The organism is Shimia biformata (assembly GCF_016888515.1).
Lineage (GTDB): Bacteria > Pseudomonadota > Alphaproteobacteria > Rhodobacterales > Rhodobacteraceae > Shimia_A > Shimia_A biformata.
Genome location: NZ_JAFEJK010000001.1, coordinates 1,777,372 through 1,798,012, shown reverse-complemented (window position 1 = coordinate 1,798,012; position 20,641 = coordinate 1,777,372). Strand labels below are relative to the sequence as shown.

Here is a 20,641-nt window from a genome sequence, read left to right as displayed (position 1 = left end):
AATGGGCTGTAAATCGCTGCACCCCGTTGAGTTTTCCCGCCGCTTCGACATATGGTCCAGCCAGAACGAGTACGGAGGGTGGCATGACAGACGAAACCGACCAGATCACCCCGTCGCGCCCCCCCGAGGACGAGCCCGAGGCCACGCCCGAGGTCGAGACCGAGGAGACGCCGTACCAGCTGGATCCCAAGAGGATCTCGGCGATCCTTTATGCGGTCGAGACCGATGACCGCGAGGGGCTGACCGCGCTGCTCGAGCCGCTGCACCCCGCCGACATCGCCGACCTTCTGGAACAGATCAACGCCTATGACCGGCGCCGCCTGATCCAGCTTTATGACCGCGAGTTCGACGGCGAAATCCTGTCCGAGCTTGAGGAAGGCGTCCGCGAGGACGTGATCGACCTGTTGCGCCCCGCCGTCCTTGCCGACGCGGTGCGCGAGCTTGAGACCGACGATGTGGTCGACCTGGTCGAGGATCTGGACGAGCCGCAGCAGGAAGCCATCCTTGACGTGCTTGAGGATGCCGACCGGGTCGCGGTCGAACAGGCGCTGTCCTACCCGGAATATTCCGCCGGCCGCCTGATGCAGCGCGAGACCGCCAAGGCGCCCGAGCATTGGACGGTGGGCGACTGCATCGACTATCTGAGGAAGTCCGAAGACCTGCCGGACCAGTTCTATCACGTGATCCTGGTCGATCCCAAGATGCGGCCCGTGGGCAATGTCACGCTGGGGCGGATCATGTCGTCACCCCGCGCGGTGAAGCTGGCCGATCTGGTCGAGGACATCTTTACCGTCATTCCCGTCACGCAGGATCAGGCGGACGTGGCCTATGCGTTCAACCAGTATCACCTGATCTCGGCCCCGGTGGTGGACGAGGATGAACGGCTGGTCGGCATGATCACCATCGACGACGCCATGGTCGTTCTGGACGAGGAACACGAAGAAGACATCCTGCGTCTGGCCGGTGTCGGCGAGGAAAGCGCACTGTCGGACAACGTGACCGAGACGACGAAACAGCGTCTTCCGTGGCTGGCGGTGAACCTTGCCACCGCGATCATTGCCTCGCTGGTCATCGCCCAGTTCGAACATGCGATCGAGACATTGGTGGCGCTGGCGGTGCTGATGCCGATCGTCGCCTCGATGGGCGGCAATGCGGGCACCCAGTCGCTGACGGTGGCGGTGCGCGCGCTGGCGACAAAAGACCTGACAGGCGCCAACGTCTGGCGGGTGATCCGGCGGGAAACGCTGGTGGGGCTGGTCAATGGGATTGTCTTTGCGCTGGTGATGGCGGTGGTGGAACTGATCTGGTTCGGATCGGTCGGCATCGCCTATGTCATTGCTGCCGCCATGGTCATCAACCTTGTCGTCGCGGGGCTGGCCGGGGCCGGTATCCCGATCCTTCTGGAAAAACTGGGCGTCGACCCGGCGCTGGCCTCGGGGACATTTGTGACCACGGTGACGGATGTGGTCGGCTTTTTCGCCTTCCTCGGGATGGCCACATGGTTCCTGTTATGACCGGGGGCGCCGCGCTGGATCAGGTCAAGGCCGAGGCCCGCAAAGCCGCCTTTCTCCGCCGCAAGGCGGCGTTCGAGAGCGCCGGGCCGGGCCAATCGGGGTTCCTGTCAGAAGTGTTGGCGGGCTATCGCGGCGTGCCTTTGTCCGGTTACCTTCCGATCCGCACCGAAATCGACCCGCGCGCGGCCATGGCCGAGGCATCCGCCCACGGCCCCGTGGGTGTGCCGGTGATCCAGGGCAATGGTTTGCCGCTGAAATTCTCGCGCTGGGAGCCGGACATGACCCTGCGCCCCGGTCCCTTTGGGGCCGAGGTGCCAGAGGTCGATGACTTTTTCGAGCCGGAAATCCTGATCGTGCCGCTGGTCGCATTCGATGCGCGCGGCGGGCGTCTTGGTTATGGCGGCGGGTTTTATGACCGCACGCTGGAGATGCTGCGGGCCAAACGCGCCACCCTTGCCATCGGCTTTGCCTTTGCCGCGCAAGAGGCCGACGCCCTGCCGCTTGAGCCGACCGACCAGCCGCTGGACCTGATCGTCACCGAACGCGGTGTGCGGGACCTGCGCTGACATGCTATCCCAATTGAAACGGACGAAAGGGGCGGCGTGTACCGGCTGACTGAAGAAACCGATGCCGACTGGTGGGAGGTCGAGGCGCTTTATGACCTGTGTTTCGCACCGGGCCGCGAGGCGCTGTCGTCCTACCGGCTGCGCGATGGGGTGCCGCCGGTGCCGGACCTGCGCCTTGTCGCCCGCGACGAAGCCGGGGTTCTGGCGGGCGCGATCCGCTATTGGCCGGTGCATGTGGCGGGTCTTGATGCGCTTTTGTTGGGTCCGGTTGCGGTTCACCCGACGCGGCAGGGCGAGGGGCTGGGCGGTGTGCTGATCCGCGACAGCCTGGATATTGCCCGTGGTCAGGGCTGGAGCCGGGTGATGCTGGTGGGCGATGCGCCCTATTACAGCCGCTTCGGGTTTTCCCGGCTTGAAGGCGTCGTGATGCCGCCCCCGACCAACCCCGACCGCGTGCTGGGGATCGAGCTTGTGCCGGGCTGCTGGCAGGGAGTGCGTGGCGACGTAACCTCGGTCGCTGAGACCCCGGCAGGGCATCGGGGGCTTGAATAGCCCCCCTTCCCTGCCAATCTAATATCCATGAGCAAGGATGGTATGATCCTCGACCCGGCGGGCGTGCCGGTTGATGTCGAGGCCGAACTGAACCGCCTCGCCACGCGGTATCGCGGGGCGTCGGGTCTGGGTATCGAGCTTTTGAACCTGATCGGGGCGCAGGGCGAAACACTTCTGGACCGCCTTCCCCCCGCGGCGCGGGCCGGGCTGGACAGCGCCACGCTTGCCGCGCTGACACAGGCGATGAAGGCGGCGCAGGGGTCTCGGCGTATCGTGCCCAAAGGGTCAAGTGTCCTCAATACCTCGGTCGCCACCGCCCTTGGCGCGGTGGGCGGGATCGGCGGCGTCTCTTCGGCGCTGGCCGAGTTGCCGATCACCACAACGGTCCTGTTGCGCGCCATTCAGGATGTCGCCGTGCAATACGGGTTCGACCCCGAGGCAGAAAGCGTCCAGTTCGACTGTATCCAGGTGTTTTCCGCCGCCGGGCCGCTGGAAAAGGATGATGGCGCGGACCTTGCCTTTGTCTCGACCCGGCTGGCGCTGACGGGTGGCGCAATGCAGGTTCTGATCGCCCGTGTCGCGCCGAAACTGGCCGTGGTTCTGGGACAGAAACTGGCGGCGCAGGCGGTGCCTTTGCTGGGCGCCGTGGCAGGGGCGGCGACGAACTTTGCCTATACCAGCTATTACCAGGAAATCGCCCATGTGCATTTTGGCCTGCGCAAGCTGGCCATCGATGCCGACCGCGATCCGGGCGAGCTGACCGAGGCGCTGATCGCCCGTGTGAAGCCCAAGATCAACAAGGGCGCCGCCTGACGGCGACGCCCTGTTTTGAGTATTTCAGCAAGAAAGAAGCCGCTCTGGGTCTTGGCCTAGTGCCCGCCAAGGATGCCGGTGCGCACCGAGTAATCCACCGCGATTTCGTATTCCGGGTCATCGTCGCTGTCAATCATCAGGTGACCGGCGCGGGACAGAAGCTGGTGGCAATCCCGGCTGAGATGGCGCAGGACAACCTGCTTGCCTGCGGCTTCGTATTTGGCCGCGACAGCCTCGATCGCCTGCAATGCCGACTGGTCGACGACGCGGCTGAACTGGAAGTCGATGATGACATGATCGGGGTCGCGGTCGACCTCGAACAGTTCGATGAACCCGTCCGACGAGCCAAAGAACAACGGCCCCTGGATCTCATAGACCTTGGCGCCGGGATCGCTGTTGGATTCGCGCGTCACCGCATGGATGCGGCGCGCGTTCTGCCAGGAATAGGCGAGTGCCGAGACGATCACCCCGACCACCACCGCAACGGCGAGGTCTTCCAGCACCGTCACAACCGTCACCAGCACGATGACAAAGGCGTCCATCAACGGCACGCGGCGCATGATCTTGAACGAATTCCACGCGAAAGTGCCGATCACCACCATGAACATCACGCCGACAAGCGCCGCTAGCGGGATCTGCTCTATCAACGGGCTGGCGACCATGATGAAGAGCAACAGGAACAGCGCCGCCGCGATCCCGGCAATGCGCGTACGCCCACCGGATTTCACGTTGATCATCGACTGCCCGATCATGGCGCAGCCACCCATGCCGCCGAAGAAGCCGGTCAGCACGTTTGCGGACCCTTGGGCGATACATTCCTGGGACGCGCCGCCACGCTTGCCGGTCATCTCTCCGACAAGGTTCAGCGTCAGCAGGCTTTCGATCAGACCGATGGCGGCAAGGATGACGGCGTAAGGCAGGATGATCCACAGCGTATCAAGGGTGAAGGGCGCCAGCGGTGTGCCATAGATGCCGATCCCCTCGCCAAACGGGATGTGAAACTGCGGGAAACCGCCCTCGATCGAGGCCATGTCGCCGACGCGCGGCACATCAAGGCCAAAGCCGATCACCACGAAAGCGGTGACCGCGATCCCGGCCAGCGGCGCGGGGATCACCTTGGTCACCTTGGGCAGACCCCAGACGATCAGCATGGTCAGCCCGACCAGACCGAGCATGGTGTAAAGCTGCATACCCGACAGCCACTCGCCCCCGGTCATGCCGTGGCCATCCGAAACCATCGACCCCGGCACCTTGAACTGGCCCATCTGCGCCAGGAAGATCACGATCGCCAGCCCGTTCACGAAGCCCAGCATCACCGGATGCGGCACCAGCCGGATGAATTTGCCCCAGTGCATCACCCCGGCAATCACCTGCAGGATGCCCATCAGGATCACGGTGGCAAAGAGGTATTCGACCCCGTGCTCGGCAACCAGCGCCACCATGACCACCGCCAGCGCCCCCGTCGCACCCGAGATCATGCCCGGACGCCCGCCGATCACCGCCGTCACCAGCCCCACAAGGAAGGCCGCGTAAAGACCAACCAGCGGATGCACCCCGGCGACAAAGGCAAAAGCCACCGCTTCCGGCACCAGCGCCAGCGCCACGGTCAGGCCCGACAACAGTTCGATCCGCAGACGGCCGACCGAAAAGCCCTCGTCCTGCATCACCGAAAGATTGGGCGGGGAAATGTTGTTGGCCAAAAGAGCCAGCGCTGCGCGTCTCATGAAAATGTCCTGTCCGGGGGTTCGCTTGGTGTTCGCTAGATCGCGCTGTTAGCGCAAATGCTGCAATCGCACAAGGCAAGGCCCGGAATTCGCCGCCTCCGCCGCGCCCATGGTTGCATTTCCGCCCCTGCCCGCCCAAGAATGCGGGCACAGGATACGGGGAAGGATCACCACATGACCGACACCATGATCGCCGTGATCGGCGGCTCTGGCATTTACGAGATCGACGGGCTGGAAGGCGCGCGCTGGCAGGTGGTGGACACGCCATGGGGGGCGCCGTCGGACGAGATCCTGACTGGCTCGCTGGACGGGGTGAAGATGGCCTTCCTGCCGCGTCATGGCCGCGGCCATGTGCATTCTCCGACCACAGTGCCCTATCGCGCCAATATCGACGCGCTGAAACGGCTGGGCGCGACGGATGTGATCTCGGTCTCGGCCTGCGGTTCCTTCCGCGAGGAAATGGCGCCGGGAGATTTTGTCGTTGTGGATCAGTTCATTGACCGCACCTTCGCGCGCGAGAAATCCTTTTTCGGCACCGGCTGCGTCGCCCATGTCAGCGTCGCCCACCCGACCTGTCCGCGCCTGTCCGATGCCTGCGAAACCGCCGCCCGAGCCGCCGGGATCAGCGTCCACAGGGGCGGCACCTATCTGGCGATGGAGGGCCCGCAATTCTCGACGCTGGCGGAATCGAAGATGTATCGCGAAAGCTGGGGCGCGGATGTGATCGGCATGACCAACATGCCCGAGGCAAAACTCGCCCGCGAAGCCGAGCTTTGCTACGCCTCCGTCGCCATGATCACCGATTATGACAGCTGGCACCCCGACCACGGCGAGGTCGATGTCGCCGAGATCATCAAGACCCTGATGGGCAATGCCGACAAGGGCCGCGCACTGGTCAAAGGGCTGCCCGCACTCCTCAGCGCCACCCGCGAGCCCTGCCCGCATGGCTGCGACCGCGCGCTGGACTACGCCATCCTCACCGCCCCTGAAAAACGCGATCCCGCCGTGGTGGCGAAACTTGATGCGGTGGCAGGGCGAGTGTTGAACGGCTGACTTTTTACTGGTTCCAAATACCCAATCGCAACCGCGCGGCAGGCGCAAAGGAAGGATCAACACGATGCCCCTTGACCTCTGGCTGACCTTCGTCGCCGCCTCGACCGCGCTTTTGCTGATCCCCGGCCCGACGATCCTGCTGGTTCTGTCCTATGCGCTGACCAAGGGGCGGTCGGTGGCGATTGCCACGGCGGCGGGGGTTGCGCTTGGCGACCTCATTGCGATGACCGCCTCGCTTCTGGGTCTGGGCGCGATTGTGCTGGCGTCGGCCACCGCGTTCACGGTGCTGAAATGGGTTGGTGCGGCTTATCTGGTCTGGCTTGGCGTCAGGATGCTGCTGTCGGCCAGGGATGCAGAGATCGGAGACCTCGTGCGCCCCTCGAAGCTCCAGTCGCGCGGGGTCTTTGGACATGCGGCGGCGGTGACGGCGCTCAATCCGAAATCCATTGGCTTCTTCATCGCCTTCGTGCCGCAGTTCATTGACCCCACACGTCCGCTGGTGATGCAGTTCGTGATCCTGATTGCCACATTCGTCACGCTGGCGGCGCTGAATGCGCTGGCCTATGCGCTGCTGGCGGACCGGCTGCGCAGCCGGATCGCGCGCCCTGCGGTGATGCGCGGCCTCACCCGTGCGGGCGGGCTGACCCTGATCGGCATGGGCGTCCTGACCGCCACCCTGCGACGCGGCGCTTGATCCCTTGCGCCCTGCGTCGGGCGCGCTACAACGGGGCGACCCGAACAACTGAGGCCCGTCATGCCCAAAACCACCGCCAAAAGCACCAACGTCAAGGATTACATCCGCACCATCGTCGATTTCCCGCACGAGGGGATCATGTTCCGCGACGTGACCACGCTGTTTGCCGATCCGCGCGGGTTCCGCATGGCAATCGACCAGATGCTGCACCCCTATGCGGGCGAGCAGATCGACAAGGTGGTCGGGCTTGAGGCGCGCGGCTTTATCCTTGGCGGAGCCATCGCGCACCAATTGTCGGTCGGCTTCGTGCCGGTGCGCAAGAAGGGCAAGCTGCCCGGCACCACGATTTCCGAGGAATACACGCTGGAATATGGCGAGGCGATTGTCGAGATCCACGACGACGCGATTGCGCCGGGTGAAAAGATCCTTCTGGTCGATGACCTTCTGGCCACCGGCGGCACCGCCGAGGCCGGGATCAAGCTGATCGAACGGCTGGGCGGCGAGATCGTGGCCTGTTCCTTCATCATCGACCTGCCCGAACTGGGCGGGCGCAAGAAGCTGGAGGACATGGGCATGAACGTTGATGTTCTCTGCGAGTTCGAGGGTCTCTGACCCCTTTTGACACGCTAAAGCACCGCGCCGGGATTCATGATCCCGGCCGGATCGAGCGCCGCCTTGATCGCCCGCATCGCCGACAGTTTGGCCGGGTCGCCGAACCGCCGAAGGTCATCCCGTTTCAGCCGCCCGATCCCGTGTTCGGCGCTGATCGAACCGCCGTGCCTGACCACCAGTTCATGCACCACGTCCTTCACCGCCCCACGCACGGCGTCATAGGCATCGCGGCTGCGCCCCCTGGCGGGAAAGACGTTGTAATGCAGGTTGCCATCCCCGAGATGGCCGAAACAATTGATCCGCATATCCCCCAGCGCGGCCACCGCGCCCTGCCCTTCGGCGATGAAACCGGCCACCGCGCCCAATGGGAGCGAAATGTCGTGGCTACTGATTGAACCGATCCGGCGATTGGCCTCGGGGATGTGTTCGCGCACCGACCACAGCGCCGCCGCCTGTGCCTGTGAACTGGCGATGACACCGTCGGTCACAAGCCCCCGGTCGAAGGCGTCAGCAAAAAGGCTTTCAAGCTGGTTATTCGGCGCGGTGCTGGCCGAGAGGCCCAGCTCGATCAGCACCACCCATTCCGGCGGCGCGTCAAAGGGCTGGCGGATGTCCGGCAGCGCCTCGGTCAGGAAGTCGAACCCCTGCCGGTGCATCAACTCGAAGGCCGAGACCGCCTCGCCCACCTGATCCCGCGCCAATGCCAGCAGGGACAGCGCCGCCTTTGGCGAGGGCACCGCCAGCATCGCGGTCTCTGTGCGTGCGGGCCGCGGAAACAGTTTCAGCGTGGCGGCGGTGATCACCCCCAGCGTGCCCTCGGACCCGATCATCAGGTTCCTGAGATCAAAGCCGGTGTTGTCCTTCCTGAGCCGGGTCAATCCGTTCCAGACCTCGCCCGAGGGCAGCACGACCTCAAGCCCAAGGCACAGGTCGCGGGCATTGCCATAGCGCAGCACGTTGACACCGCCGGCATTGGTGGCCAGCAAACCACCAATCCGCGCCGTGCCTTCCGAGGCCAGCGACAGCGGGAACAGCCGCCCCGCCTGTTCCGCCGCCGCCTGCACATCGGCCAGGATCGCGCCCGCCCCGGCGATCAGCACGTTTTCTTCCGGGTGAGTGGCGTGGATTGCCGACAGGCGCTCGACCGACAACAGGACGGGGGTCGGGCCATCGGGCATCACCTGCCCACCAACAAGCCCGGTGCCCCCCGCGTAAGGCACCACGCCGACGCGCGCCGCGTTGCAGGTACGCAGGATCGTCGCCACCTCGTCCGTCGAGCGTGGTCGCGCCAGCACCCCCTGCCCGCGAAAGCGCCCGCGCGGTTCCTCGAGATAGCGCGGCTCTGGCTCTGACAGCGTGTCAGGCGGCAGCAATTGGGACAGGTGGTCCAGGAAAGCGGGATCGGCGGGGTTCAGCGTCATGGCAACGGTCTAGCATGCCCACAACGCCAGTCCAGCACGCAGTCGCCCCTAGTCCTCAAGGAATCGCGGCCGCAGCACCACCACGGTCGGGCGGCTGGGCAGGTCACGCAGCGAGACCTCGACGCTGTTGTCGCCAATGTCGATCACGTCGAACGTCTCGGGCATGCCCAGAAGGAAGGCGTCCAGCGTCCATTCGTCGAACCAGTGCATCGGGATCACCACGGACGACCGCAGCCGCGACAGGATGCGGATCATGGTCGGCAGGTCCACCGTGCGCCCGCCATCCACCGCCGCCATCACCACATCCAGCCGCCCGATCCCGGCATATTGTTCCTCGTTCGGTTCGTGGTGGAGATGCCCAAGGTGACCCACGCACAGGCCCGCGACTTCGAAGATGAAGATCGAGTTGCCCTTCTCCTCGACCCCGTCAAACGAGCGGATATCGGTCGAGACATTGCGGATCAGCATGTCACCGACTTCAAGGTGATGCTCGATCCCCTGACGGTAAGGCCCCCAGCCTTTCAGCACATGGCGAATGGCGGGGTCGGGGCTGGCGGTCCAGTGGGTGGCATGGGCGTGGTTCATGGTGACGACATCGGGCACCAGCGTCGTCACGCCAAGAAAGCCGGTGTAATCCGTGACCACATTCACCCCGCCCGCCGACTGGATCAGGAACGAGGCATGGGCGATATAGCTGATACGCACCCGGTCCGGTGCGGGCGCGGTGCGAAAGGATGCCTTGTGCAGATAGGTCGCGCCGGGGATGGCCTCGGCCATGGCGATGCAATGGCTGGGCTGGCGGTCCTGAGCGGCCAGCGGCCCGGCAAACAGCAGCGGGGCAAGGACCAACAGGGCAAGGGCAAATCGTGGCATGGGGCGCACCTCCTGACGCAAGAGGATAGCACGCCGTCCCGCCGCGACCAGTCAGCCCACGTCGGTGCGCCCGCGCCGGTCCATGCGCAGCGCGGCATAAAGCACATGTGTCCGCCAGCGCCCGTCGATCTGCAGATAGGACTGCGCCACGCCTTCGTATTTGAACCCGGACTTTTCCAGCACCCCGCGGCTGGCGACGTTTTCGGGCAGGCAGGCGGCCTCGAGCCGGCTGAGGTCCATCTGGACAAAGGCATGATGCACCACCGCCTCTAGCGCCTCGCGCATATAGCCCTGCCGCGCAAAAGGTTCCCCGATCCAATAGCCCAGAGTGCCCGCCTGCGACGGGCCGCGCCGGATATTGTCCAGCGTGATCGCCCCCAAAAGCGCCTGATCTGAGCGGCGGAACAGGAACAGCGGCACCGCCGTCCCGTTGGTGATGGAGCGCTGCGCCCAGTAGACGCGGTTGGTAAAGCTCTTGCGGCTGAGGTGGTCCGTCGCCCAGGCCGGTTCCCAGCGGGTCAGGAACTCGGCACTTTCGGCGCGCAGGGCCGCCCAGTCACGAAAATCGCCATGCAAAGGCGGGCGCAGGGTCAGCCGTTCCGTTTCGATCCGAACCTTGCGCCGCGACAGGATCATCAGGCCGCGCGCCTCTGGTCGAGGGTTTCAAGGCTGGGCGCGCCGGACACCGGGCCATAAAGCGCCAGCGCCGCACGCGCCTTGACCGCCATCTGCTCCGCCATGGCGCGCACGTCGGCATCGGTCACGCCGTCGATCCGCTCGACCGTTTCCGACAGTGGCGGGATACGGTCCCAGATCGACAGCATCCGCGCCAGACGCTCGGCCCGGGCCGACGGGCTTTCCAGCCCCATCAGCAAGCCGGCCTTCATCTGCGTGCGGGCGCGGGCGATTTCGGCCGGGGTCATGTCCTCGGCGGCGCGTTTCATCTCGTCAATCGTGATCTCGGCCAGTTCCCGCACCTGCCCGCCGGACGTCCCGGCATAGATCGTGGTCATGCCGGTATCGGCATAGGCCCCGGTGGAGGCATAGATCGAGTAACACAGCCCCCGCTTTTCGCGGATCTCCTGGAACAGGCGCGAGGACATGCCGCCGCCAAGCGCGGTGGACCAGATCTGAGCGGCATAGATCGCCGGGTCACGATAGTCGGGGCTTTCCAGACCAAGCGCGAAATGCGCCTGTTCCAGTGCCTTTTCGGTGCGATACTCGCCGCCTGCAAAGGCCGCCGGGTCATAGCGCCCCGCCTGCCCCTTTTGCAGGTGCCCAAAGGTGGCTTCGGCCAGTTTCACGATCTCGGCGTGATCGACGCCCCCCGCTGCCGACAGGATCATGCGTTCCGGGCAGTAGTGTTCCCCTACGAAACGGGACAGGTCGGCACGGTCAAAGCTTTTGACCCGCTCCTCGGCGCCAAGGATGGTGCGGCCGATGGGCTGGTCGGGATAGGCGCGTTCCTGAAGCCAGTCAAAGATCACGTCATCGGGCGTATCCAGCGCCTGCCCGATTTCCTGAAGGATCACGCCACGTTCGACCTCGATCTCGCCCCTGTCGAAGATCGGGTTCAGCACGATGTCGGAAATCACGTCAAAGGCCAGCGCCACGTCACCCTTCAGGATACGGGCATAATAGGCCGTGACCTCGCGGCTGGTGTAGGCGTTGATATAGCCGCCCACATCCTCGATCGCTTCGGCGATTTGAAGCGCGCTGCGCCGCTTGGTGCCTTTGAAGGCCATGTGTTCAAGGAAATGGGCAATGCCGTTTTCCTCGGCCCGCTCATGGCGCCCGCCGGCCCCGACCCAGATCCCAAGCGCGGCACTTTCGAGACCGGGCATATGCTCGGTCACGATGCGGAAGCCATTGGACAGCGTGTGAAGTTCGATGGTCAACGGTTGGCAATCCGGTCTTTGATGAGGGTCTGCAATGCGCCCAGGTCATTGGGCACGCGGGTCACGCGCTCGGGTTTGTCCATCATGTCGGCCATATGCGGCGGCAATCCGGGGCGCTGGCCCATGGCCTTTTCCACCGCATCGGGGAACTTGGCGGGATGCGCGGTCGACAGCGTCACCATCGGGGTTGCGCCCAGATGTTCTTCGGCGACTTTCACGCCAACGGCGGTGTGCGGGCAATAGACCTGCCCCGCCGCCGTGTAACCGCGGGTGATCGTGGCCATGGTCTCACCTTCCGAGGCGCGGCCCGAGGCAAAGGTTTCGCGCAAGCCTTCCATCGCGCCCTGGCTGATGGCGAAGCTGCCCTGTTTCAACTCGTCCATCAGCTGCGCGACCGCCGCGCCGTCGCGGCCATAGGCGTCAAACAGCGCACGTTCAAAGTTGGACGAAACCTGAATGTCCATGGACGGCGAAATCGAAGGCGTCACGCCTTCCTTGGTATAGGCGCCGGTTTCCATCGTGCGATGGAGGATGTCGTTCTGGTTCGTGGCAATCACCAGCTGGTCGATCGGCAGGCCCATTTTCTTGGCGATATAGCCCGCGAAGATGTCACCGAAATTGCCCGTCGGCACGGTGAACGAAACCTTGCGATAAGGCGCGCCCAGCGACACCGCAGAGGTGAAGTAATAGACCACCTGCGCCAGCACCCGCGCCCAGTTGATCGAGTTCACACCCGCAAGGCGCACCCCGTCGCGGAAGTCGAAATCGTTGAACATGTCCTTCAGCGCCGCCTGGCAATCGTCGAAATCCCCGTCCAGCGCCAGCGCGTGAACATTGGCGTCATCGGGCGTCGTCATCTGTTTGCGCTGGATGTCCGAGACCCGGCCATCGGGGAACAGGATAAACACATCGACATTGTCGAGCCCCCGGAACGCCTCGATTGCCGCTGACCCGGTGTCTCCGCTGGTCGCGCCGACGATGGTCACCCGTTCGTCGCGTCGCGCCAGCGAGAACTGGAACAGCTGGCCAATGAGCTGCATGGCGAAATCCTTGAACGCCAGCGTCGGGCCGTGGAACAATTCCAGCAGGAAATGGTTTGGCGCCAGCTGCACCAGCGGCGCGCGGGCCTCGTGACGGAACCCCGCATAGGCGCGCGCGATGATGCCCCGGAATTCGTCATCGGTGAAGGCGTCGCCGACAAAGGGGCGCATGACGTGGAACGCGGCCTCTTCATAGCTCAGCCCCGCCAGCGCCGCGATCTGGTCCGGGGTCATGGTCGGCACGGTCTCGGGCACGTAAAGCCCGCCGTCACGCGCAAGGCCGGTCAGCATCGCCTCTTCAAAGGTCAGGTCGGGCGCGTTGCCACGGGTCGAGATATATTTCACCGGTCAGAAGCCTTTTTGTCTTTGCGCTGTCGGCGCAGGTAATAAAGCGTCATTGCCACCCATACAATCGCAAGTCCGTACCAGGTGACGATGTATTGCAGGTGATCGTTCGGAATCCCTTCCGTTGTCACCGGAAGCGGCGTCACGGGCGGGTCTGTTTGCGACGTTTCCCGCAGGATCACAAGGGTCGGTTCGGTGTTCAGCGCCGCTGCCATCGCGGGCACGTCGCGGGCGAACCAGATGTTTTCCTCAAGATCGTTGTCGGGGGTGAAACTGTCCACCTCGTCGGGCCAGTGCAGGTTGCCCGTCACTGTGGCGGGTCCGTCGGGGCGCGCATCGTCCTTTGCGCCGGTGCGGATGAAACCACGGTCAACCATGATGCGCCGCCCGTCGTCGGTCTCAAAGGCGGAAATGATGCGATACCCCGCCCCGACCTGTTTGACCGAGACCAGCACGTGCAACTCGTCCCCGGTATAGGTTCCGCTGACCAAGACCGGCAGGAAACGGTCGGCCTCCGGGTCGGGCGATGCGGGCAGCGCGACCGGCGCGGCCCCGATCCGGGCGTCTATGGCGGCGAGATATGCCTCTTTCTCGGCCAACCGCCGCACCTGCCAGTTGCCCAGCGAAACAAGGATCGCGGTGCCAAGGATGCCAAAGACAAGGGGCAGGATCAGACGTCGCAAGAGAGACCTCATCGGGAAACGAAAATCGCGGGCAGCCGGGGCCACCCGCGATGGGATTTAGTCGCATTGGCGGAAGATGATCAACCGCCGAAGACCCGCTTAGCCGCCCCAGATATAGACAGCGGCAAAGAGGAACAGCCAGACCACGTCAACGAAGTGCCAGTACCAGGCGGCGGCCTCGAAGCCGATGTGCTTTTCCTTGGTGAAGTGACCCTTCATCGCGCGCAGCATGCAGACGAACAGGAAGATGGTGCCGACGATCACGTGGAAGCCGTGGAAACCGGTCGCCATGAAGAAGTTCGCACCATAGATGTTGCCCGAGAAGCCAAAGGCGGCGTGGCTGTATTCATAGGCCTGGAACACGGTGAACAGGACACCCAGCAGAACCGCGATGATCAGGCCGTTGATCATGTCCTTGCGGTTGTTGTCATGCGCGATGGCATGGTGCGCCCAGGTTGCGGCGCAACCCGACAGAAGCAGGATCAGCGTGTTGATCAGCGGCAGGTGCCAGGGGTCGAAGGTCTCGATCCCGGCGGGCGGCCAGACGCCGTCGACGGCCGGGCTTTCCGGGCCCATCGGATAGAGCGCGTGCTTGAAGAAGCTCCAGAACCACGCCGAGAAGAACATGACCTCGGACATGATGAACAGGATAAAGCCATAGCGCAGGCCAATCTGAACGACGGGCGTGTGATCCCCGGCTTGGCTTTCGGCCACCACGTCGGCCCACCAGCCGAACATGACATAAAGCACGGCGACAAAGCCGATCAGCAGTACCCACGGACCAGCGTCGTGGAAAAACAGAACAGCGCCAAACAGCATGATGAACCCGGCGACAGCGCCCAGGAACGGCCAGAGTGACGGGCTCAGAATATGGTAATCGTGGTTTTTCACATGGGCCATTTTCTTATTATCCCTCGTTGGAAGGCTCAGTTTCTTTGGTTTCGGTCGGCTGCGTCAAGGCGGCTTGGGCCTCGGGCAGGTCGATTTCGTAGAACGTGTAGGACAGGGTGATTTCCTTGAGGAACTTGCCTTCGCGGTCCTTCACGATTTCGGGGTCGACATAGAAGCTGACGGGCATCGACACGGTCTCGCCCGGCATCAGCACCTGCTCTTCGAAGCAGAAACAGTCGATCTTGGTGAAATAGTTGCCCGCCGCATAGGGCGCGACGTTATAGCTGGCCGATCCCGCGACGGGGCGGTCGGTCGGGTTGTGCGCCTCGTAAAAGGCAAGGCCGGTCTCGCCGATGCGAATTTCCATTACGCGCTGGACCGGCTTGAAGGTCCAGGGCATGTCGCGTTCCAGCGAGGCGTCGAAGCGCACCTTGATGGTCTGATCGAGGATCACGTCCGACCCGGCATCAGCACTGTTTGTCGTGCCGCCAAACCCGGTCACGCGGCAGAACCAGTCGTAAAACGGCACCGACGCCCAGGCGAGCGCGCCCATCACCACGACCACGCCCACAAGCTGGACCAGCGTCTTATGTTTGCCTTCCATCGCCATCAGTTCTGCATCACCGCATTTGCGGGCTCGTAATCGCCACGCGTCACTTTTACCACGGTCAGGCCAAAGACGATCACGATGAACGCCGCCAGCACCAGACCTACACCAAGATTGCGCCCGAAACGGCGCTTGTGCAGCTCATGTTCGTCACGAAAGCTCATCTTACCAGCCTCCCAACCCATAGGGTTTCAGCGCGGCCTCGGCGAGGATCGCGCCGAAATGCAAGAAGAGATAGAGCAGCGACAGGGCAAAGAAAGCCTTTTCCCGCTTGTAATTGTCGGCCTCGGCGCGGGTCTCGTCCCGGCGCCAGATGGCCACGGCCCCGGCCACAAACAGCCCGTTCATCACCAAAGCGGTCACCAGGTAGACCGGACCGCCGATGTCGGTGAAAGCAATGCCCACCGCGATCAGCGCCAGAAGCAGGGTGTAGACAAGGATGTGGTTGCGGGTCGACTTGCGGCCATGGGTGACATGAAGCATCGGCACGCCCGCGTCCTTGTAATCGGATTTCATGAACAGGCACAGCGCCCAGAAATGCGGCGGGGTCCACATGAAGGTCAGGGTGAACATCAACACCGATTCAACCGAGATACCACCCGTCGCCACCGCCCAGCCGATCATCGGAGGGAAGGCGCCCGCGGCGCCGCCAATCACGATGTTCTGCGGCGTCCAGCGTTTCAGCCACATGGTATAGATCACCACGTAGAAGAAGATGGTGAAGGCCAGCAATCCGGCGGTAACCCAGTTGGCGGCCAACCCAAGCATGACGACGGCAAAGACCGACAGGGTGATACCGATCGAAAACGCCTCGCCCTCGGTGACCTTGCCCGACGGGATCGGACGGCCCTTGGTGCGTTTCATCACCCGGTCGATATCCGCGTCCCACCACATGTTCAGCGCCCCCGAAGCACCGCCGCCCACGGCAATGAACAGGATCGAGGCAAAGGCGATCATCGGATGCACAGCCACGGGTGCGGCCAGCAGGCCAACGGCGGCGGTGAACACCACAAGCGACATCACACGCGGCTTCAGAAGGGCGAAGTAATCGCCAAAGCTGGCCTCGTCCTCGTGTTTCCGGGTCTGGGTGTTGATGCTTGCGTCGCTCATCTTTGCCTCATTTGGTCGGGGGGCGTCCTGAAACGCCCCCGTCCCTTCAGGTTTCAGTCAGCCGAAGCGACCTGGAAGGTCTGCGGAAGACCCGCATATTCCTCTTTCGCGCCGGCAAGCCATTCCTGATAGGCTTCCTCGCTGACCACCTCGACGGTGATCGGCATATAGGCGTGGTCCTTGCCGCAAAGCTCGGAACACTGGCCGAAGTAAAGGCCTTCTTTCTCGGCCTTGAACCAGAGCTGCGCGATGCGGCCCGGCACGGCGTCCTGTTTCACGCCAAAGGCCGGAATGGTCCAGGCATGGATCACGTCCGCGCCGGTCACGTCCATCACGACAACCTTGCCGACCGGGATCACGACACGGGTGTCGGTCGCCAGCAGCCATTCGTCAGCCTCATAGCCGTTCTCGGCCAGCTGGTCCTTGGGCAGAAGGAAGCTTTCAAAGCCAAAGCCCTCATCGGTGTATTCATAGCCCCAGTACCACTGATAGCCGGTCACCTTGATGTGGATGTCGCCTTCGGGGATTTCCTGCTGATTGAACAGCACGGGCAGCGAAAACGCACCGATGAACACCAGGATGATGATCGGACCCACGGTCCATGCGATCTCGATCGGGGTGTTGTGGGTGAAACCCGAGGGGTTGGGGTTGGACCGGCGGTTGTAGCGCACGATGATGTAGGCCACCAAACCGACGACAAAAATCACGATAGCGGTGATGATATAGAGAATCAGTGTGTCCAACGAGTGGATCTGTTCTGCAAGTTCGGTTGCGGCGGGCTGCCAGCCCATCAGGCCATCAACCGGCTTGCCAACCCGTTCAACGTCCTGCGCCAGTGCAGGAAGGGCAGTGAAGGCAGCCAGAAGGCCCAGGAGTGTCGATAGATGTCGCATGATTCACCCTGATCGGTTGCGCGTTTTTCGTTCTGTTGCGGGGGGAAAGCCGCCTATTGGGGCGGAATCCCGTTGTTATGTCGGTGCTATCAACCATATTCTGACACACAGATAAAGACAGAGGCTTGCGTCAAACGGACGCTTTTTTTGATTTAGATCAAAAAGGCAGGAAAAAAATCACATGACAGAGATCAAATTTCGCCCTTTTCAGACCGTGCTGGACCGCGATCACGCGCTGGCCGAACTGCGCCGCGCCACGGCGGGCGCCGATGATGGCGAGTTGTTCCTCGAACGCCGCCGGTCCGAGGCGCTGGTCTTTGATGATGGCCGGATCAAGACCGCGAGCTATGACGCAACCGAAGGCTTCGGGCTGCGCGCCGTGAATGGCGAGGTCACTGGCTATGCCCATGCCTCGGAAATTTCCGCCGCCGCCCTGTCGCGCGCGGTCGAAACCGCGCGTCTGGCGGTGGGCGATGGCGGGGGCACGCTGGCGGCGGGTCCGGTGCCGACCAACCGCCGCCTCTATACCGATGACGACCCGATCGCCGGGGCCGCCTTTCCCGTGAAGATCGAGACATTGCGCGAGATCGACGCCTATGCGCGGGGCCGGGACAAGCGGGTGGTCCAGGTCTCGGCGACGCTGGCGGCCTCGCTTCAGGAGGTGGCCATCCTGCGCCCGGACGGGCAACTGATCGAGGACGTGCGCCCGATGACGCGGGTCAATGTCTCGGTCATTGTCGAGGAAAACGGCCGCCGCGAAAGCGGTAGCGCCGGGGGTGGCGGACGTGTGGGTCTGGACGGGTTGATGGAGCCCGCCGACTGGCAGGCCAAGGTCGACGAGGCGCTGCGCATTGCCGTGGTGAACCTTGGCGCGGTTCCCGCCCCCGCCGGGCATCTGCCCGTGGTGCTTGGCCCCGGCTGGCCCGGCATCCTTCTGCACGAGGCGGTGGGCCACGGGCTGGAAGGAGATTTCAACCGCAAGGGCAGTTCTGTCTTTACAGGCAAGATCGGCGAACAGGTCGCCGCGCGGGGCGTCACCGTGGTTGATGACGGCACCATCCCGGACCGGCGCGGCTCGATCACGGTGGATGATGAGGGCACGCCCAGCCGCCGCAACGTGCTGATCGAGGATGGGGTGCTGGTGGGATATATGCAGGACCGCCAGAACGCCCGGCTGATGGGGGTCGAGCCGACCGGCAACGGACGCCGCGAAAGCTATGCCCACGCACCGATGCCGCGCATGACGAACACGATGATGCTGGGCGGCGATGCTAATCCGGCTGATCTGGTTGCCGACATGAAGGACGGCATCTGGGCGGTTGGGTTCGGTGGCGGTCAGGTCGATATCACCAATGGCAAGTTCGTCTTTTCCTGCACCGAGGCCTATCGCGTCCAGAACGGCAAGGTCGGCGCGCCTGTGAAAGGCGCGACGCTGATCGGCGACGGCTTCACCGCGATGAACGGCATCCGCGCGCTTGGCAGCGACATGGCGCTTGATCCCGGCATGGGCAATTGCGGCAAGGCCGGCCAATGGGTGCCGGTCGGGGTCGGCCAGCCGTCGGTCCTGATCGAGGGGCTGACGGTGGGAGGGGCGGCGGCCTGAGGCGTGTTCTCGATTTTTTCCAATCGATTCATCCGCCGTTAACCAGTGGGCGGCTATTCCTGATTCCGCAGCAAGGCGGAGCCACGGATGCCAGAGGATCAGTTTTCTTCCACTCACCCCCAACTCCCACCCACCACGGAAGAGGATCGCTTTTCCTGGCTTCGCCTTCTGCGCTCTCGCCGGGTCGGAATTTCGACCTTCAACCGCCTGCTGGCGGAACATGGCAGCGCAGCGGATGCACTTCGCGCCCTGCCCGACATTGCCCGCGCCGCCGGGGTTGACGATTATGCCACCCAGGATCCCGCCGCGACCGAGGCCGAGTTGCGCGCAGGCGAAAAGATCGGCGCGCGGCTGATCTATCGGGGCGATGCCGATTACCCCGCCCTGTTCCATGACCTCACTGACGCGCCGCCGATGTTCTGGGCGCTGGGAAACACCGATCTGTTGAAACAGCCGACGGTTGCCATGGCGGGCGCGCGCAACGCGTCGTCCCTTGGCACCCGCATGGCACGACAGCTGGCGCGCGATCTGGGTGAAGCCGGGTTTGTCACCGTCTCGGGATTTGCCCGCGGGATCGACACCGCCTGTCATGCCGGGTCTGCCGAAACCGGCACCATCGCGGTCTTTGCCGGCGGGGTTGACCGAATATATCCGGCCGAAAACGCAACGCTTGCCAAAACGCTCGCGGAGACGGGGTTGCGGATCAGTGAACAGCCCATCGGGCTGGTTCCGCAAGCCCGTCATTTTCCGCCCCGCAACCGCCTGATCTCGGGATTGGCCCCGGCCCTTGTCATCGTCGAGGCCGCAGCCCGGTCAGGCAGCCTGATTACCGCGCGCAACGCGCTGGACCAGGGGCGCGACGTGCTGGCGGTGCCGGGCCACCCGTTTGATGCCCGCGCCGCCGGGTGCAACATGCTGATCCGGGACGGGGCCACATTGGTGCGGGGCGCCGACGACGTGATCGAGGCGATTGGGCATCACATCACCGCGGATGCAGCGATCCCCGACAACCCGCAGCCCGGCTTGCATCTCGTGCCGCCCCACGCGCCGGCTGAAAACACGCGCGACCTGCGCACGACCCATGAATTGCACATGCAAATCCTTCAGCAGCTTGGCCCCTCGCCCGTCGGCGAGGACCAGCTGATCCGCGACCTGGGCGCGCCCGCAAGCATCGTCAGCCCGGCCCTTGTCGACCTTGAGGTCGAAGGGCGGGTGCGGCGGCAGGCGGGCGGGCTTTTGTCACGCGCCTGACCCGACCCGTCGGACCCGCCTGCCCTGCCGCGCCTATTCGACCATGGCGCAGAACTCGGGGATCACGGGTTCGAACGCGGCGCACATCACCGGCTCGGCCCACCAGGCATCCGTGGCGCCAAGGGTCCAGTCGATGGCCACCCAGGTCCGCCCGACCTTGCGGTAAAAGGCGTTGTACCATGTGCCGTCCAGAAACTCCGGGTCCAGACGGCCCTGCGCGGCCGCAGGAGTCGCGGCAAGATCGATCGCACCGCCGCCGGGCCGCTGCGCCACCAGCGCGGCATAGGCGATGTCGCCGGCGACGCGCAGATCCTCGACCACGAACTGGATCGGCGCGCCCAGCTGCCATTCGGCATGCGCTCGCATCGCGTCCATCAGATCCTTGCGCGTCTCGGTGCCGCGCTGCGGTTCATGCCAGTCCTGAGCACTGACATCCCCGCCAATACACCCGATGGACAGCGCCACGGCCAATCCCAAAATCGTTGTCATTTTCATCTG

22 protein-coding genes are annotated in these 20,641 nt (G+C 64.0%); 9 read left to right on the top strand and 13 right to left on the bottom strand.

Annotated elements, in window-relative coordinates:
• Nucleotides 1–83: 83 nt before the first annotated feature.
• Genes mgtE through JQ863_RS08690 form a run of 4 tightly spaced genes read left to right on the top strand, consistent with a single transcriptional unit; the run spans nucleotide 84 to nucleotide 3,445 of the window.
• Nucleotides 84–1,514, top strand: a complete 1,431-nt coding sequence (gene mgtE, locus JQ863_RS08705; protein WP_204113897.1) for a magnesium transporter — start codon at nucleotides 84–86, stop codon at nucleotides 1,512–1,514.
• Nucleotides 1,499–2,080: a 5-formyltetrahydrofolate cyclo-ligase gene (locus JQ863_RS08700; protein ID WP_420826269.1), complete on the top strand. Its 582-nt coding sequence runs from the start codon at nucleotides 1,499–1,501 to the stop codon at nucleotides 2,078–2,080. The genes mgtE and JQ863_RS08700 overlap by 16 nt, the downstream gene beginning before the upstream one ends.
• Nucleotides 2,081–2,116: 36 nt before the next feature.
• Nucleotides 2,117–2,632: a GNAT family N-acetyltransferase gene (locus JQ863_RS08695; RefSeq protein ID WP_204113896.1), complete on the top strand. Its 516-nt coding sequence runs from the start codon at nucleotides 2,117–2,119 to the stop codon at nucleotides 2,630–2,632.
• Between the two features lie 27 nt (nucleotides 2,633–2,659).
• Nucleotides 2,660–3,445: an EcsC family protein gene (locus tag JQ863_RS08690; protein WP_239113243.1), complete on the top strand. Its 786-nt coding sequence runs from the start codon at nucleotides 2,660–2,662 to the stop codon at nucleotides 3,443–3,445.
• A 56-nt stretch (nucleotides 3,446–3,501) separates the two neighbouring features.
• Here JQ863_RS08690 and JQ863_RS08685 read toward each other — a convergent pair whose 3' ends face one another.
• On the bottom strand, nucleotides 3,502–5,169 hold the full coding sequence (locus tag JQ863_RS08685; RefSeq protein ID WP_204113895.1) for a SulP family inorganic anion transporter: 1,668 nt from the start codon (nucleotides 5,167–5,169) through the stop codon (nucleotides 3,502–3,504).
• A gap of 174 nt (nucleotides 5,170–5,343) precedes the next feature.
• Here JQ863_RS08685 and JQ863_RS08680 point away from each other — a divergent pair, with 174 nt between their 5' ends.
• The 3 genes from JQ863_RS08680 to JQ863_RS08670 all read left to right on the top strand — a co-directional run bounded on the left by JQ863_RS08680 (nucleotide 5,344) and on the right by JQ863_RS08670 (nucleotide 7,528).
• A complete protein-coding gene (locus tag JQ863_RS08680; protein ID WP_204113894.1) occupies nucleotides 5,344–6,222 on the top strand; it encodes an S-methyl-5'-thioadenosine phosphorylase in 879 nt (292 codons plus the stop codon).
• Nucleotides 6,223–6,286: 64 nt separating this feature from the next.
• Nucleotides 6,287–6,916 carry a LysE family translocator gene (locus JQ863_RS08675; protein WP_204113893.1) on the top strand — a complete coding sequence of 210 codons (630 nt, stop codon included), beginning with the start codon at nucleotides 6,287–6,289 and terminating at the stop codon, nucleotides 6,914–6,916.
• Nucleotides 6,917–6,976: 60 nt separating this feature from the next.
• On the top strand, nucleotides 6,977–7,528 hold the full coding sequence (locus tag JQ863_RS08670) for an adenine phosphoribosyltransferase (protein ID WP_204113892.1): 552 nt from the start codon (nucleotides 6,977–6,979) through the stop codon (nucleotides 7,526–7,528).
• A gap of 14 nt (nucleotides 7,529–7,542) precedes the next feature.
• Here the strand turns inward: JQ863_RS08670 and JQ863_RS08665 are convergent, their stop codons facing one another.
• The 11 genes from JQ863_RS08665 to coxB all read right to left on the bottom strand — a co-directional run bounded on the left by JQ863_RS08665 (nucleotide 7,543) and on the right by coxB (nucleotide 17,289).
• Nucleotides 7,543–8,949 carry an FAD-binding oxidoreductase gene (locus JQ863_RS08665; RefSeq protein WP_204113891.1) on the bottom strand — a complete coding sequence of 469 codons (1,407 nt, stop codon included), beginning with the start codon at nucleotides 8,947–8,949 and terminating at the stop codon, nucleotides 7,543–7,545.
• Between the two features lie 48 nt (nucleotides 8,950–8,997).
• Nucleotides 8,998–9,822 carry an MBL fold metallo-hydrolase gene (locus tag JQ863_RS08660; RefSeq protein WP_204113890.1) on the bottom strand — a complete coding sequence of 275 codons (825 nt, stop codon included), beginning with the start codon at nucleotides 9,820–9,822 and terminating at the stop codon, nucleotides 8,998–9,000.
• A gap of 51 nt (nucleotides 9,823–9,873) precedes the next feature.
• A complete protein-coding gene (locus tag JQ863_RS08655; protein ID WP_204113889.1) occupies nucleotides 9,874–10,458 on the bottom strand; it encodes a GNAT family N-acetyltransferase in 585 nt (194 codons plus the stop codon).
• Nucleotides 10,458–11,720 carry a M16 family metallopeptidase gene (locus JQ863_RS08650; protein ID WP_204113888.1) on the bottom strand — a complete coding sequence of 421 codons (1,263 nt, stop codon included), beginning with the start codon at nucleotides 11,718–11,720 and terminating at the stop codon, nucleotides 10,458–10,460. The genes JQ863_RS08655 and JQ863_RS08650 overlap by 1 nt, the downstream gene beginning before the upstream one ends.
• Nucleotides 11,717–13,105, bottom strand: coding sequence for a threonine synthase (thrC, locus tag JQ863_RS08645; protein WP_204113887.1), 1,389 nt, complete (start codon nucleotides 13,103–13,105; stop codon nucleotides 11,717–11,719). The genes JQ863_RS08650 and thrC overlap by 4 nt, the downstream gene beginning before the upstream one ends.
• Nucleotides 13,102–13,788 (bottom strand): SURF1 family protein, encoded by a 687-nt coding sequence (locus JQ863_RS08640; RefSeq protein ID WP_204113886.1) that lies wholly within the window; start codon nucleotides 13,786–13,788, stop codon nucleotides 13,102–13,104. The genes thrC and JQ863_RS08640 overlap by 4 nt, the downstream gene beginning before the upstream one ends.
• A 99-nt stretch (nucleotides 13,789–13,887) precedes the next feature.
• On the bottom strand, nucleotides 13,888–14,688 hold the full coding sequence (locus JQ863_RS08635) for a cytochrome c oxidase subunit 3 (RefSeq protein WP_204113885.1): 801 nt from the start codon (nucleotides 14,686–14,688) through the stop codon (nucleotides 13,888–13,890).
• A 7-nt stretch (nucleotides 14,689–14,695) separates the two neighbouring features.
• A complete protein-coding gene (locus JQ863_RS08630) occupies nucleotides 14,696–15,289 on the bottom strand; it encodes a cytochrome c oxidase assembly protein (protein ID WP_204113884.1) in 594 nt (197 codons plus the stop codon).
• Nucleotides 15,289–15,450 carry a hypothetical protein gene (locus JQ863_RS08625; RefSeq protein WP_204113883.1) on the bottom strand — a complete coding sequence of 54 codons (162 nt, stop codon included), beginning with the start codon at nucleotides 15,448–15,450 and terminating at the stop codon, nucleotides 15,289–15,291. The genes JQ863_RS08630 and JQ863_RS08625 overlap by 1 nt, the downstream gene beginning before the upstream one ends.
• Nucleotide 15,451: 1 nt before the next feature.
• Nucleotides 15,452–16,396, bottom strand: coding sequence for a heme o synthase (cyoE, locus tag JQ863_RS08620; RefSeq protein WP_204113882.1), 945 nt, complete (start codon nucleotides 16,394–16,396; stop codon nucleotides 15,452–15,454).
• A 53-nt stretch (nucleotides 16,397–16,449) separates the two neighbouring features.
• Nucleotides 16,450–17,289 carry a cytochrome c oxidase subunit II gene (gene coxB / locus JQ863_RS08615; protein ID WP_204113881.1) on the bottom strand — a complete coding sequence of 280 codons (840 nt, stop codon included), beginning with the start codon at nucleotides 17,287–17,289 and terminating at the stop codon, nucleotides 16,450–16,452.
• Between the two features lie 181 nt (nucleotides 17,290–17,470).
• On the opposite strand from coxB, the gene tldD reads away from it, so the two are divergent.
• Together tldD and dprA are read left to right on the top strand one after the other, a co-directional pair.
• Entirely contained in the window at nucleotides 17,471–18,892 is a 1,422-nt protein-coding gene (tldD, locus tag JQ863_RS08610; protein WP_204113880.1) for a metalloprotease TldD, read from the top strand.
• An 87-nt stretch (nucleotides 18,893–18,979) separates the two neighbouring features.
• Complete coding sequence (gene dprA, locus JQ863_RS08605) at nucleotides 18,980–20,143, top strand: DNA-processing protein DprA (protein ID WP_204113879.1); 1,164 nt, start codon at nucleotides 18,980–18,982, stop codon at nucleotides 20,141–20,143.
• Between the two features lie 33 nt (nucleotides 20,144–20,176).
• On the opposite strand, the gene JQ863_RS08600 is transcribed toward dprA, so the two are convergent.
• Nucleotides 20,177–20,638, bottom strand: a complete 462-nt coding sequence (locus JQ863_RS08600) for a hypothetical protein (protein ID WP_204113878.1) — start codon at nucleotides 20,636–20,638, stop codon at nucleotides 20,177–20,179.
• Nucleotides 20,639–20,641: the final 3 nt, after the last annotated feature.